Annotated in this window: 12 protein-coding genes and 1 tRNA gene; 10 read left to right on the top strand and 3 right to left on the bottom strand. The window is 64.0% G+C overall.

Annotation, left to right across the window (positions count from 1 at the left end):
• Positions 1 to 56 precede the first annotated feature (56 nt).
• Positions 57 to 1,634 carry an aldehyde dehydrogenase (NADP(+)) gene (locus tag AB4061_RS27440; RefSeq protein ID WP_441639408.1) on the bottom strand — a complete coding sequence of 526 codons (1,578 nt, stop codon included), beginning with the start codon at positions 1,632 to 1,634 and terminating at the stop codon, positions 57 to 59.
• Between the two features lie 211 nt (positions 1,635 to 1,845).
• Positions 1,846 to 2,592 (bottom strand): FadR/GntR family transcriptional regulator, encoded by a 747-nt coding sequence (locus AB4061_RS27435; RefSeq protein ID WP_254615405.1) that lies wholly within the window; start codon positions 2,590 to 2,592, stop codon positions 1,846 to 1,848.
• A 228-nt stretch (positions 2,593 to 2,820) separates the two neighbouring features.
• On the opposite strand from AB4061_RS27435, the gene gudD reads away from it, so the two are divergent.
• The 9 genes from gudD (at position 2,821) to AB4061_RS27390 (ending at position 13,050) form a co-directional block, all read left to right on the top strand.
• Positions 2,821 to 4,179 carry a glucarate dehydratase gene (gudD, locus tag AB4061_RS27430; protein WP_441639407.1) on the top strand — a complete coding sequence of 453 codons (1,359 nt, stop codon included), beginning with the start codon at positions 2,821 to 2,823 and terminating at the stop codon, positions 4,177 to 4,179.
• Positions 4,180 to 4,319: 140 nt separating this feature from the next.
• A complete protein-coding gene (locus AB4061_RS27425) occupies positions 4,320 to 5,285 on the top strand; it encodes a Bug family tripartite tricarboxylate transporter substrate binding protein (RefSeq protein ID WP_441639449.1) in 966 nt (321 codons plus the stop codon).
• Positions 5,286 to 5,450: 165 nt separating this feature from the next.
• Complete coding sequence (locus AB4061_RS27420; protein ID WP_441639406.1) at positions 5,451 to 5,825, top strand: hypothetical protein; 375 nt, start codon at positions 5,451 to 5,453, stop codon at positions 5,823 to 5,825.
• A gap of 934 nt (positions 5,826 to 6,759) precedes the next feature.
• Entirely contained in the window at positions 6,760 to 7,272 is a 513-nt protein-coding gene (locus tag AB4061_RS27415) for a type IV pilin protein (RefSeq protein WP_441639405.1), read from the top strand.
• 9 nt (positions 7,273 to 7,281) lie between these two features.
• Positions 7,282 to 7,776: a GspH/FimT family pseudopilin gene (locus AB4061_RS27410; protein WP_441639404.1), complete on the top strand. Its 495-nt coding sequence runs from the start codon at positions 7,282 to 7,284 to the stop codon at positions 7,774 to 7,776.
• Entirely contained in the window at positions 7,776 to 8,360 is a 585-nt protein-coding gene (gene pilV / locus AB4061_RS27405) for a type IV pilus modification protein PilV (protein WP_441639403.1), read from the top strand. The genes AB4061_RS27410 and pilV overlap by 1 nt, the downstream gene beginning before the upstream one ends.
• 10 nt (positions 8,361 to 8,370) lie before the next feature.
• Positions 8,371 to 9,429 carry a PilW family protein gene (locus AB4061_RS27400; RefSeq protein WP_441639402.1) on the top strand — a complete coding sequence of 353 codons (1,059 nt, stop codon included), beginning with the start codon at positions 8,371 to 8,373 and terminating at the stop codon, positions 9,427 to 9,429.
• Between the two features lie 2 nt (positions 9,430 to 9,431).
• Entirely contained in the window at positions 9,432 to 9,902 is a 471-nt protein-coding gene (locus AB4061_RS27395) for a pilus assembly PilX family protein (RefSeq protein WP_441639401.1), read from the top strand.
• A gap of 37 nt (positions 9,903 to 9,939) precedes the next feature.
• Complete coding sequence (locus AB4061_RS27390; protein ID WP_441639400.1) at positions 9,940 to 13,050, top strand: pilus assembly protein; 3,111 nt, start codon at positions 9,940 to 9,942, stop codon at positions 13,048 to 13,050.
• A 330-nt stretch (positions 13,051 to 13,380) separates the two neighbouring features.
• Here AB4061_RS27390 and AB4061_RS27385 read toward each other — a convergent pair.
• Positions 13,381 to 13,470: transfer RNA gene (locus AB4061_RS27385), tRNA-Ser, on the bottom strand.
• 275 nt (positions 13,471 to 13,745) lie between these two features.
• Between AB4061_RS27385 and AB4061_RS27380 the strand changes: the two genes are divergently transcribed.
• Complete coding sequence (locus AB4061_RS27380) at positions 13,746 to 14,270, top strand: glycine zipper 2TM domain-containing protein (protein WP_441639399.1); 525 nt, start codon at positions 13,746 to 13,748, stop codon at positions 14,268 to 14,270.
• Positions 14,271 to 14,328: the final 58 nt, after the last annotated feature.

Here is a 14,328-nt window from a genome sequence, read left to right as displayed (position 1 = left end):
CCTGAGATAAAAAAAGGGCCGGAATTTCCGGCCCTTTTTCATGCGCGCGCGCGGGGTCAGTCGCGGGCCAGTTGCCCGTCGGTGAGGCGCCACACGTTCAGCGGGTTGCCATCCTGCAGTGCGGGCGGCAGCAGTTCCGCCGGGACGTTCTGGTAGCACACCGGGCGCAGGAAGCGCTCGATGGCCGATGCACCCACCGAGGTGGCGCGCGTGTCGGACGTAGCCGGGAACGGCCCGCCGTGGACCATCGCATACGACACTTCCACGCCCGTCGGATAGCCGTTGAACAGTACGCGCCCCGCCTTGCGCTCAAGCACGGTCAGCAGGCTGCCGGCCTCGGCACGATCCCCCGCATCCGCTTGCACGGTGGCGGTCAGCTGGCCTTCCAGGCGGCGCGCCACCGCCAGCATCTCCTCGTGGTCGCGGCATACGACCAGTACCGAGGATGGGCCAAACACTTCGGCTTCCATGCGGTGGTCCGCAAGGAAACGCGCGGCCGTGGTTTCGAACAGCGCGGGGCGGGCCTGGTTGGGGCCGCTGGCGGCCTGGCCGCTGCCGATGCGGCGCAGCCCTTCGATATCGCTGAGCTGGGCCACGCCATTGTCGTAAGCCTGGCTGATTCCGGGCGTCAGCATGGTCGCCGCCGCCTTTTCCGCCAATGCCGCAATCGCGCCTCGGCGGAACACGTCCAGCGCCGGGCTTTCCACCGCCAGCAGCAGGCCGGGGTTGGTGCAGAACTGGCCTACGCCCATCACCAGCGAATCCACCAGGTTGCGGGCGATCTCCGCGCCGCGGGCGGCCAGGGCCGCCGGCAGCAGGAACACCGGGTTGATGCTGCTCATTTCCGCATAGACGGGGATCGGCTGGGGACGGCTGTTGGCCGTCTGCACCAGCGCCAGGCCGCCGCTGCGCGAGCCCGTGAAGCCCACTGCCTGGATCGACGGATGCGCGACCAGGGCCGTGCCCACGGCAACGCCCGCGCCCACCAGCAGCGAGAACACGCCTTCGGGCAGGCCGGCATCGGCCACGGCCTTCTGGATCACGCGCCCGACCAGCTCGGAGGTGCCGAGGTGGGCAGAGTGCGCCTTGACGACGACCGGGCAGCCGGCCGCCAGCGCGGATGCGGTATCGCCGCCCGCCACCGAAAACGCGAGCGGGAAATTGCTGGCGCCGAACACCGCCACCGGGCCGACCGCGATCTTCTGCAGGCGCAGGTCGGGGCGCGGCGGCGTGCGCCCGGGCAGGGCGGAGTCGAGCGTGGCGGCTTGCCAGCGGCCATCGCGCAGCACGCTGGCGAACAGGCGCAACTGGCCGGCGGTGCGGGCACGCTCGCCCTGCAGACGCGCAACAGGCAACGCGCTCTCGGCGTGGGCGCGCTCGATCAGCGTATCGCCCAGGGCTTCCAGGCCGCTGGCGATCGACTCCAGGAACTGGGCGCGGGTTTCCGGCGAGGTGTTGCGGTAAGTGTCGAACGCGGCCTCGGCCAGCGCGCAGGCACGCTCGGCCTCGGCGGCGCCGCCGCCGTGGAATTCCGGTGCCAGGACTTCGCCCGTGGCCGGATTGGTGGCATGGAGGATCTTGGTGGTGCCGCGCACTGCGCTGGCGCCGATCAGCATTTCGCCGGTAATGGTCATGAGCGTTTCCTGCTTTTCAACTGCGATCAAGTGGGCGCGCGCCGTAGCTTGCGCTTGAGGCGGCGTGGATGTGGCCCCGGGCTAACACGCGGGGCGCATCAATGGGGATACAGCTACACCGTTGTTTATTGTAAGACATCCTACAACATAGGCCGCTTGTCGGGCAAGCAGGAAATCCCGGATCCCGCCGGGATGCTCCGGCAGGCCGGCCCTAGCCGGCTTCCACCGCCGCCGACGCCTTGCGCAGGCGCTCTCGGCTGTTGGTCAGGTGCATGCGCATGGCGGCCTTGGCGCCTTCGGGGTCGCGCCGCTCGATGGCGTCAAAGATGTTCTCGTGCTCGATATTGACGCGTTCGAGGTACTGCTCCCGCTCCTGCGCGCTGACATGCAGCCGGCTGCGCGGGATCACCATGGTGCCGAGGTGGCCCATGATGTCCGTGAAGTAGCGGTTGCCGGTGGCGCGCGCGATCAGCAGGTGGAACTCGAAATCGGCACCAACGGAATCCTCGCCGCCCGCCGCCGTGCGCTTGAGCTCGTCGAGCGCGCCACGCATCGCCGTCAGTTGCTCATCGCTGCGCCGCGATGCCGCCAGGCTGGCCGCCTCGGCCTCCAGGCTGACGCGGAATTCCAGCATGGCCAGCACGTCCATGGCAGTGCCCATGGTGGCGGGATCGATGCGAAAGGGCGAGCCGTTCTCAGCGCTGCGCGCCAGCACGAAGGTGCCGATGCCGTGGCGGGTTTCCACCAGCCCGCTGGCCTGTAGCCGCGACAGCGCTTCGCGTACCACGGTGCGGCTGACGCCGAGCGCGGCCATGATTTCGGACTCGGTCGGCAGCTTGTCGCCCGGCTTGAGCTGGCCTTGCTGGATGCGCTCGCTCAGGTTGCTCACCGCCTCTTCGGCAAGCGTACGGCCGCGCCGCCGCAGCGGGGGAGTGGAGGCAAACATCGGGTTTGACATGGTGATGGGCTGGGGCTTGACCGGATCGCAATAGCCTCATTATACTGCGTCGTAAGTTATATGACGACCGATAACAGGTGTCTCCCGCTGCATGGGCTGTAGCAGCCACGTCGGGACCTGGCAAGCACCGCACACAAGGATCCGGCAGCAGCCGGCGCATCCAACCCGAGACAACCCGCAAGGGCCGGCAGCCAACGCGGCGAGCCGCTCTTCCTGCTGGAGTTCAACATGACCCAATCATCCCTTTGCGCCGCGCCCATGGCAGGCACGCCCGTGATCACCGAGCTGACCGTCGTGCCGGTGGCCGGCCACGACAGCATGCTGATGAACCTGTCCGGCGCGCACGGTCCGTACTTCACGCGCAATATCGTCATCCTGAAAGACAGCGCGGGCAATACGGGCGTAGGCGAGGTGCCCGGCGGCGAAGCGATCCGCCAGACGCTGGAGGATGCGCGCGAACTCCTGGCCGGCCAGTCGATCGGCAACCACCAGGCGCTGCTCAATCGCGTGCGCACCGCCTTTGCCAGCCGCGACGCGGGTGGGCGTGGCCTGCAGACCTTCGACCTGCGCATCGCCATCCATGCGGTCACCGCGCTCGAGGCGGCGCTGCTCGACCTGCTGGGCAAGCATCTGGGCGTGCCGGTGGCCGCGCTGTTGGGCGAAGGCCAGCAGCGCGATGCCGTGGAGATGCTGGGCTACCTGTTCTATATCGGAGACCGTAACCGCACCACGCTCGGCTATCGCAGCGAGCCCGAGGCGGACAACGACTGGTTCCGCTTGCGCAATGAAGCCGCCATGAATGCCGAGGGCGTGGTGCGCCTGGCGCAAGCTGCCTATGAGCGCTATGGCTTCAACGATTTCAAGCTCAAGGGCGGCGTGCTGCGCGGCGACGAAGAGATGGAAGCCATCCTGGCGCTCGCCGAGCGCTTCCCCAAGGCGCGCATCACGCTGGATCCCAACGGCGCGTGGTCGCTGGCCGAAGCCGTGCGCCTGTGCCGCGACAAGCATGGCGTGCTGGCCTATGCCGAAGATCCTTGCGGCGCGGAAGAGGGCTACTCGGGCCGCGAGGTCATGGCCGAGTTCCGTACTGCCACCGGCCTGCCTACCGCCACCAACATGGTCGCGACCGACTGGCGCCAGATGGGCCACGCGGTGCGCCTGCAATCGGTGGACATCCCGCTGGCCGATCCGCATTTCTGGACCATGCAGGGCTCGGTGCGGGTGGCGCAGATGTGCGCCGAGTGGGGCCTGACCTGGGGTTCGCACTCGAACAATCACTTCGATATTTCGCTGGCGATGTTCACCCACGTGGCCGCCGCCGCGCCGGGCCGCGTCACCGCCATCGACACCCACTGGATCTGGCAGGACGGCGAGCGCCTGACCAAGGCGCCGCTGAAGATCGAGAACGGCAAGGTGGCCGTGCCGACGGAGCCGGGCCTGGGCGTGGAACTCGATATGGAGCAGCTCGCGCTGGCGCACGAGCGCTACAAGAATATGGGGCTGGGTGCGCGCGACGACGCCGTCGCCATGCAGTTCCTGATCCCGGGCTGGACCTTCAACAACAAGGCGCCCTGCATGGTCCGGTGAGCCGCATCTGCGGCCCCCACGAATACAAGAAAACCACCAAGAACCAGGAGACAACCATGAACAAACCTGATGGCCGGCCAGCTGCCGCGGGCACGCTTGCCGCACCCGCGCGGCGCAAGTTCGGCCGGCTCGCCGCGGCCATGCTCGCCGCCACGACGGCACTGGCCGCCGCAGGCGCCGTGACCAGCGCCGCGGCCGCCTCGCCGGCATGGCCCCAGAAGGCCGTATCCGTGGTGGTGCCGTTCCCTGCGGGCGGCTCCACCGACACCATCGCGCGCATGCTGGCGGTGCCGCTCAATGAAAAGCTGGGCCAGCCGTTCGTGATCGACAATCGCCCCGGTGCTACCGGGGCCATCGGCGCGACCATGGTCAAGCGCGCGCCTGCCGATGGCTACACCTTGCTGGTGGCGTCGATCGGCGTCTATGCCGTGAACCCGTTCCTGCAAAAAAACCTGGGCTATGACCCGGCCAAGGACTTCGACCTGCTGACGGTGGCCGTGCGTGCGCCCAACGTGCTGGTCACCAAGCCGGATTTCCCTGCGAAGAACTTGCAGGAGCTGGTCGCGTACATGAAGAAGAATCCGGGCAAGGTGGCCTTCGCCAGCTCCGGCGCCGGTTCGTCGGACCATTTGACCGCCGCGCTGTTCTGGCAGAAGTCCGGCACTGACGGGCTTCACGTCCCCTACAAGGGCGGGGCGCCGGCCATCTCCGACCTGCTCGCAGGCCAGGTGGACGTCTCGTTCCAGAACGTCAACGCGGTGCTGCAACATATCCGCAGCGGCAAGCTCAAGGCGCTGGCCGTGACCGGCGACAAGCGCTCGGCGGTGCTGCCGAACGTGCCCACCATGGCAGAGGGCGGCGTGAAGGACGTGGACGTGTATTCGTGGCAAGCCGTGGCCGCGCCGCGCGGGCTGCCGAAGGACGTCAAGGCCAGGCTGCATGCCGCGCTGGTCGGTTCGCTCAACGAGCCGCAGATGCGCCAGAAGCTGGCCGAGAACGGTTTCGAGGTGGTCGCCAATACGCCGGAGCAGTTCGAGCAGTTCGAGAAGCAGGAGCTCCAGCGCTGGAAGGGCGTGATCGAGGCGGGCAAGATCAGTATCGATTAGCCACGCGCGATCCATTCAGGCATTGCTCTTTGCCCCGCCAAAAGCGGGGCGTTTTTATTTTGGCAGGCAGGTTTGGACGCGGGCCCGCGCGACCTGATAGGCTTGGGAACTCACGCCTGGACACGCCCATGCGCGCCCTGTGCCATCGCACCGCTGTCGCCTGCCATGATCCGCTTCTGCAAATCGCCCCTCTGCCTGCTGATCGAGACCAAGTCCCGCTGGCTGATTCCGCGCGGGTTCGATGGCTTCGCGCCGGGACCGCTGATCCTGGTGCGGCCCGGCGTGAGCCACGCGCTGATCGAGCATGAGAAGGTGCATGTGCGCCAGTTCTGGCGCTGGTGCGGCCTGATGGGCGTGCTCTACCTGGCGAGCCCGCGCTGGCGGCTGCGTTTCGAGCTGGAGGCCTACCGCGAGCAGTTGAGGCACTGCGAGCCGGACGCCGCGCATCACTTCGCGCGCATGCTGGCCCGGCACTACCGGCTGGATATTACGCAGGAGCAAGCGTATCGCTTGCTGACGGCGCCGGTCGAGCCAGGCTGAACCGGGCAGCGCGGACCGATTCAGCCGGGATGGCTGCGCTTGTGGGTGATCAGCGCGAGCGCCACGATGCCAAGGGTCATTGCGAGGAGGCCTTGCACTGCGGTGCCGTGCGGCGATGTCTTGAGGGGGGGCTGTCAATCTAGTGCGTAACGGGGTGCGGTAATTTGGGGAAGCGTCTGAATCGTTGTGAGGATAACTCCGCACGCGTAACGAAGCGCCGGCTGTGCCGTGGAGAAAAGTCTGGCGGAAGCGGTGACCGCGAGAATTCAGGCCAGTGCAATCCAATCAAATATTAAAAAATTACTTAAATCAATTTATTGTCAAATATGTTAATGGTTGTCAGATTGGAGCCGGGGCCCTTCATATTCCACCAACCCGTTGTTTGCCGAGATGGTGCGCGATATCGTCGGGCTGTACCTGACTCCTCCGCTCAAGGGCATGGTGTGGGGAAGCATGGCGTGCCTGCTCCGCCACAATTGGGTGTCGCGGCAATCGCCAGCCACGTGGAAGTCACGGCGAGTCATGTGGCCGTGACGCCCTCGGCGATCACGACGGAGCCTAACGTGCGTCGGGCTGGATCGTAAGGCCCTATAGGCCGAGGCTGCTCGTCCATTTGCCTCGTTATCAACGCTCTTGGTGCTCTTTGATCACTTCTTGCGCTCGTGCAGCGCGGAGGCATGGACGTGCCATTCATTGGGAGACACGCAACGTGAAATATGCGTTCGTGGGCGGGACCAATGGCGCCGGCCAGCCACCGCAGCCGGTGGCTGTCTGAAATTCGCGACGTGCTGGACAAATATCCTGTCGGCCCGTACGAATGAGTGGCGGAGGCACACACAAATTGCTAAATTAAGCAGAGTCCGTCCGGAAGCACACATTAAAATTAGCCGGAAGAACTGGAATACAAAAAAATAAACGTACTTCGGGGTCAATCATGGGTCAGTCTTCTTGCCGAGAGCCGGCAGGCGCGTTGGTTGGTGCGCGTTTGTTTATCGCCGGTGAACCGAGGACGGCAACGGCTTTGCACATGGTCAGCGCACAGTTGGGATTCACGCTGATTGAAGTGATGATCACGGTGGTCATCATCGCGATCCTTGCGGCCATCGCTTATCCCTCGTACACCCGATACGTGATCCGGAGCAACCGCTCCGCTGCCCAGAGTTTCATTCTTGGGGTGGCCAACCAGCAAGAGCAGTACAACCTCGACGCACGTCAATACGCTACCACCATGACGGCGCTCGGCTATGCCACCGTTCCCACGGAAGTCGCGAAGAACTACAACGTCACCGTGGCAGCCAGCAATGCTGCTACCCCGCCGACCTATCTCGTGACCGCCACGCCGACCGGCGCGCAGGCTACCAACGACACCGGATGCATGAATCTCACCATTGACCAGACTGGCGCCAAGGGGATCAGCGGCAGCGGCACCGTTGCCAGTTGCTGGTGAGTGTGGATCATGGAGGGAAAAATGTTGCCCAGCTTGGCAAAAGCGCGGCACGCGCGAAGGCACCTGCAACGGGGGTTCACCTTGATCGAACTGATTACCGCAGTGACGATCATCGCCATTCTGGCGGCGATCGCCACCCCGTATTTTCGAGATTTCATATTGGGGCAGCGGATCCGGGCGGCTGGCTATGATGTCGTCTCAGCACTGATCTACGCTCGCAGCGAGGCGATAAAACGCAATAGCGGTGTTACCGTCGCTGCAGCGACGGGCGGCTGGCAGAACGGCTGGACGGTCACAAGTGGCACCATCACGCTCAGCCAGCACGAGGCGTTGCAGGGGCTGACCATGACGGGCCCTGTGGCCGGGCTCGTCTACAACGGCAATGGCCGCCTCGCTGCCTCGGTCAGTTCTTTTGGCATCAGTGCAGCCAGCTCCAGTGCACCGCAGCGCTGCATCAACATCGATTTGAGCGGGCTGCCAAGCAGCCAGGCAGGGAGTTGCTGATGCGCAGGCCGCTGCCAGAAGACCGCCAGTCGGGATTCAGCCTGATCGAGGCTCTCGTTACGCTGATCATCCTGCTGGTCGGACTGCTGGGCCTCGTGGGCCTGATGTTGACCAGCCAGCGCGCCGAGGCCGAGTCGTACCAGCGTACCCAGGCCCTGATTCTGCTGCAGGACATGATCGGCCGCATCAATGCCAACCGGTCGGTCGCCGGCTGTTATGCCTTCACCACCGATCCAGTCAACGGGCAGCCTTATCTTGGGACTGGCGCGGCCGCCGCGCCGGCGTGCTCCCTTGGTACCGTCCAGGCCTACACCATGGCCAACGGGGATCTTGCGACCTGGAGCAACCTGCTCGCCGGCGCGGCTGAAACCAGTGCCAGTGGCAGCGTCGGCGCCATGATCGGCGCGCGCGGCTGCGTCAGCTATGACAGCGTCAGCGGCGTCTATCTGGTTAGCGTGGCCTGGCTGGGCATGGGGAAGACGGTGGCGCCGGGCGCGGGCCTTGGCTGCGGCAAGGGGCTGTACGCTGACGAAACGCGGCGGCGGGTGGTCAGCGCAACGCTGCAGATTGCCAACCTGAACTGAGGCTCGACACATGGCAAAGTCAACCGCCTCACTACGATTGCGCTCCCGCCACGCGGGCTTTTCGCTGGTCGAACTGATGATCGCGATCGTGATCGGCCTGTTCCTGATGGCAGGTGTCGCGGCGCTGATCAGCCAGCAGAGCAGCACCCGCACCGAGCTCGACAAGTCCGCCCGGCAGATTGAAAACGGTCGCTATGCATTTACGCTGCTGGAGGACGATATCCAGCATGCCGGCTACTATGGCCAGTTTGGCGGCACGTTTGCGGCCCTGTCTGCCTTGCCGGATCCGTGCGCAATCGACACGACCAGCATTGGCAATGCCTTCGCCTTGCCCATGCAGGGTTACGACGCTCCAGCCACCGTACCGGCTCCGCTGTCGGCCTGCCTGCCGAATGCAAATCACGTGGCAGGGACGGATATCCTGGTGGTGCGCCGCCTGGAAACGAGCGACACCCTCCCAACGCTTGCCACTGCCGTAGCGGGCCAGGTCTATGTGCAGACTACCCCCACCGGTACGCCGGTGACGGCCGTCGGTCCGGACCCCACACCGGCAACCCCTTCCGTGTACACCCTGGTGCAAAACGACGGCGTCACGCCAGCCGCGCTGCGCCGTTACATCGAGCATATCTACTTCATCAGCCCGTGCAACATCTTGGCTGCTGGCGCCACCACCTGCACCGCGGGCGCGGATGGCGGCAAGCCTGTGCCGACGCTAAAGCGCCTGGAAATCGCAGTAGCGGGCGGCACGTCGAGTTGGGTCACGACGCCACTGGTCGACGGTATCGAGAACCTGCAACTGGACTATGGCGTCGACGCCGTTGGCGCGGGCGCGCCAGCCGTTCCCTTTATAACCACGCCAGCGCTGGCCGACTGGCCCAATGTCATGGCCGTGCAGGTCAACTTGCTGGCGCGCAACACGCAAGTGTCCGCCTTCGTCGACAGCACGTTGGCTGCGAAGACCTACAGCATGGGAGTGGCCGGCTCAGTAGGCCCCTTCTCGGACAGTTTCAAGCGGCACGTCTACACCGGCGTCGTGCGCGTCATCAACCCCAGCAGCCGGAGAGAGTGAAGATGAGGCTTCGATCATTCCAGGGCAGGCTTCGCCAGGCTGGTATGAGCCTGGTGGTGGGGCTGGTCATGTTGATTGTCCTGACACTAATGGTGGTCTCGGCCGTGCGCATGAGCAAGACCAACCTGAAGGTTGTGGGCAACCAGCAAGCCAAAATCGAGGCTACGGCCGCCGCGCAGCAGGCAATCGAGAGAATCATCGGCTCGGTCAGCAATTTCTACACACCTGCCGCGCAGACTTTCAGCATCGATATCAATAACGACGGCATGGCGGACTACACCGTCCAGACTGCCAAGCCGGCTTGCTTGCAGATGACCGCGGCGGACGGTTACAGCGTCGATTTCGCCGACTCTGCGCCGAAGGATACCTATTGGGATATCAGTGCGGTTGCAACCGACAATCGAACCGGCATCTCCGTCACGGTGCATCAAGGCGCCAGGGTGCGGATGAATTCGACGGCGACCTGTCCCTAGACAACAACTTGTATCGCCCCGGGGGGCCACCGTGAATATGTTGAGACTGCTGAAGCTCATTCTGCTGGCCTCGCTGGCGCTAGTGTCGATCACCGGCCGCACAGATGACACCGATATCTTCAATCAGCCGCCAGGCGTGAAATCGCCGGCGCCGAACATCCTGTTTATCCTGGACAACACTGCCAACTGGTCGAAGGCCTCGCAGAAGTGGGTCGGATCGCCAACGCAGGGCCAGGCCGAGCTGACGGCCATCAAGAACTTCGTGGCTGGCCTGACGAAGCCGGCCAATGTGGGCCTGATGATGTTGTCCCTGGCAAACAAGCGTGATGGCGGCTACCTGCGCTATGGCATACGCGATATGAGCGTGGCCGCCAATAACACTGCGTTGCAGAACATCGTTGGCGGCATCGATGTCAATGCTCCAGATGAAAAGATTGACCAGGCTTCCGGCGACTACGCCAACGCCTTGTACGAAGCCTGGCTCTATCTCAATGGTTCCAACAGCTGGGCGGGCATGGATCCGCTTGCGGATTACTCCGGCAACGCCGGAACCAGCAAGGATAATCTGACAACCTCCGCCATCGGCGGCTTGTCCTCGGGTTACGCCTACAAGGGCTCCGCCAATGGCTCGGCGTACAACAGCCCGATTGGCAGCAGCGGCTGTGCGCACACCTACATCATCTTCATTGGCAACAACCGACAGGGCCAGTTACCGCCCGTGCCCGCCAGCACGGACCCGGCCGCCACCACGCTGGCGAAATACCCCGGGTATTCCACGATCTCGAATGTCCAGGCTGCCTGGGCACGCTTCCTGAAATTGCGCCCGGACCTCGGCGCCGGTAGCGCGGCCGCTGCGAATGGATCCGTGACCACCTTCACCATCGACGCTTACAACGCGCAGCAGAATACCGATTTCACGGCCATGATGAAGAGCGTCGCCGGCAATGGCGGCGGCGACTATTTCCAGGCCGGCAGTGATACCGCTCTGGCGGCGGCGTTGAGCAATATCCTGGCTCAGATCCAGGCGGTGAACTCAGTCTTCGCGTCGGTTTCCCTGCCGGTGTCGGTAAGCGTGCGTGGCACCTATCTGAACCAGGTGTACCTGGGCACGTTCCGCCCGGACGCCTATGCCAAGCCGAACTGGGTTGGCAACCTGAAGCAGTACCAACTGGCTGTGGACTCGACCGGCAACGTGTATATGGCCGATAGCGTTGGCGCGAAGGTGCTGAGCAGCACAACGGGCTTCGTCAACCCAAATGTGATCAGCTTCTGGACCAATCCTTCAACCTTCTGGAATCCTAATTACTACGTGGATTCGCAGGGCGTGGGAGGCAGTTCGGATTCACCTGACGGCGACCTGGTGGAAAAAGGCGGCGTGGGGCAATACCTGCGCACCGCGTTTGCGAATAATCAGGCGAGCCGCAACATCTATACCTGCACCGGCAGTTGCACGTCGGGTTCTTCCCTGTCTGCCACGCCATTCAGCACCAGCAATTCCTCGATCGTGGCCACGATGCTCGGCCTGTCGAGCGGGGCCAACACCGAGCCCGTCATCAATTGGGTGCGAGGGGGCAATACCCTGGCGGACGATCCCCTTGTCGCCAATCCTTCCGCCCCGCCTGTCTACAATATTCGCGGCTTTGCGCACGGCGATGTGCTGCACTCCCGGCCGGCTGTGATCAACTACAATCGCACTGCCGACGATATCGTGGTCTTCTACGGTGCCAACGATGGCATGTTGCATGCTGTCAAGGGTGGTCAGAGCAGTGCCGGCGGAACGGAGTTGTGGAGCTTCATCCCGTCCGAGCATTTCCCGAAGTTCGGCAGGATGTATAACCACTCGCCGTCGATTTCGAGTTCGGCGCCGAAGCCATATTTCGTGGATGGTTCGTCAACGGCCTATACGGAGTCGGACCCCACCACCGGGGCGGTCACCAAGGCTTATCTGTTCCTGACCATGCGTAGGGGCGGGAACTTCATCTATGCCCTGGATGTGACCAACCCAACCGCACCGAAGCTGCTGTGGAAGCATGGCGCCAGCGATACGGGTTTCGGTGAGTTGGGGCAGACCTGGTCGGACCTGCGCATCGCGAAGGTGAAGGCCAATCAGGGCAATCCAGTCGTTGTTTTTGGCCTGGGCTACGATATCGCCGCCAACGACACCATCGTGCAAGGCACCGCTACCCAGGGCCGCGGCGTGATGGTGCTGGATGCGGCCACCGGCAATCTGGTCTGGCAGGCCGGCCCGGCCGCGGCCACCGGCTCAACGGGCTTGAACGTGCCGGGTATGACCTATGCCATTCCCTCCAATGTCGCGATCTACGATTCCAACCGCGACGGATATATCGATCGTCTATACGCCGCCGATACCGGCGCCAACATCTGGCGGATCAACATCGGCGACGCCTCGCCGGCGAACTGGACCGTGACCAAGCTTGCCTCACTCGGAGGAAGCAGTGCCGCTGCGCGCAAGTTCCTTTACGCGCCTGACATCGTGCCCGCCACCGCGCTGAACCCGACCGATAGCCTGCTGATCGGCTCCGGTGACCGAGAGCACCCGTTCGACACGACCATCCAGAATCGGTATTACATGATCAAGGATGACCACAGCCTGAATGCCGTGCGTTCGACCCCCATCACTGAAGGAGTGGCCGGCGCCACGACCGGCGTTGCCGGTCAGCTCTATGACGCCACCGCCGATCTGGTGCAAGTCGGCACTCCAGCCCAGATCGCTGCCGCCAAGCAGGCGCTATCGACGGCAAGCGGCTGGTATGTCACGCTCGGTGCGGGGGAGAAGGTTGTCAGCGGCTCCACTACACTGTCCGGCACGGTCATGTTTACCACCAATACCCCGGCTACCGCGGCTACCAATTCGTGTACGGGAAACCTCGGGGAAGCGCGGTACTACATGATGAACTATCTGACCGCCGCTTCCACCAGTGATCTCACGGGCGACGGTGGCTTGACGGCCGCAGATCGCTATCTAGTGCTAACCGGCGGCGGCTACGCGCCCACGCCGGTCCCGATCTCGGTCCAGATCGGCGGCAACACGTACCAGGCGGCCGTGAGCGGCACCAATGTATTCACGCCGTCCGGACCTACGTTGGGTCGTCGCTATCGTACTTACTGGCGGGGGATTATCGACTAGGGGCGGCGCTTGGCGCAGGCAGTCGGCTGTCGTACCCGAGTGCTCTCAGGCCCCGTTGTGATCTGCTTCCAGACCGACCCAGCGGCGGCCGAGCGGCAAGTTCGGTCGTCCGATATGTTTTCGGGCGACGCCAACTTCAATCAAGCGGCGGGTTTTTATGGGCCCAATGGGAGCCGTTGCGGTCTTAGCCCGTTTGAAGTTCGCTGCGGATGTGGTTGAACGGTCGAACGTGGAAAAAAGCACATCGAGAGCGGCAAGATGATGTCATGCCAAATGGCAGCCATATGGCTAAAAAAAGCCATTCAAAATCAATGATCTGGTCTGCAGAATTGGCGGAAGCGGTGAGATTCGAACTCACGGATGGGTCACCCCATCGGCAGTTTTCAAGACTGCTGCCTTAAACCACTCGGCCACGCTTCCGGAAAGGAATGGCAGGCATTGTAGCGCGAAGCGGGGAGGTCCCGGCCCGAGCGGCATGCTGCCTTGGACGCCGGCACGACGGCCAGCGCCGCGCATTATAGCAAGTGCGGGGACGCGCGGCAGTATGCGGCGTGTAAAGTTGTTTTGTCGGTGTTCGTCGGACGCGATGGAACCTTCATTTCGTCCGACTGATCCTAATATGCGTGAGGGGGCGCATGCCGATGCGCCGCGCTCCCTCGTTCCACGCATTTGCAATCACTTGAGGAGAACAACTGATGAACGGCAAGACTCTGTTGAGCGTGGCGGCGGCCGCCGCGGTGGCTGGCTTGGCGGGTTGCGCGGCGCCCGGTGGTGGCTATGGCGGCGGCTATGGCGGTGGCTACGGTGCGCCGCAGCAAGCGGCGTACCAGGCACCGCCCCCGCCCCCGGGCACCAATAGCTACCAGGCACCCGCGAATTCGGTGTTCTATGGCCGGGTGGAATCGATCGAGCCGGTGACGACGCAGCAAAACAGCTCGGGCTTGCTCGGCACCGTGATCGGCGGCGTGGCCGGCGGTTTGCTGGGCCACCAGATCGGCGGGGGCACCGGCAATACCATCGCCACCATCGGCGGCGCGGTGGCGGGTGGCGTGGCGGGCAACCAGATCGAGAAGCGCGCAGGCAGCAGCACCGATACCGTGTATCGCGTCAACGTGCGGCTGGACGATGGCCGCATGGCTACCGTGACGCAGCGCAACGTCAGCAATCTGCGCATCGGTTCCCGCGTCCAGGTGGCCAACGACATGGCGACGCCGTACTGACCGGCGTGCCTTCGCGCCGCGCACGCGAGCAAACGGCCACCCTCGGGTGGCCGTTTTG

Source organism: Cupriavidus sp. YAF13 (assembly GCF_052113425.1).
Classification (GTDB): Bacteria; Pseudomonadota; Gammaproteobacteria; order Burkholderiales; family Burkholderiaceae; genus Cupriavidus.
This window is presented reverse-complemented; position numbering and strand designations above follow the sequence as displayed.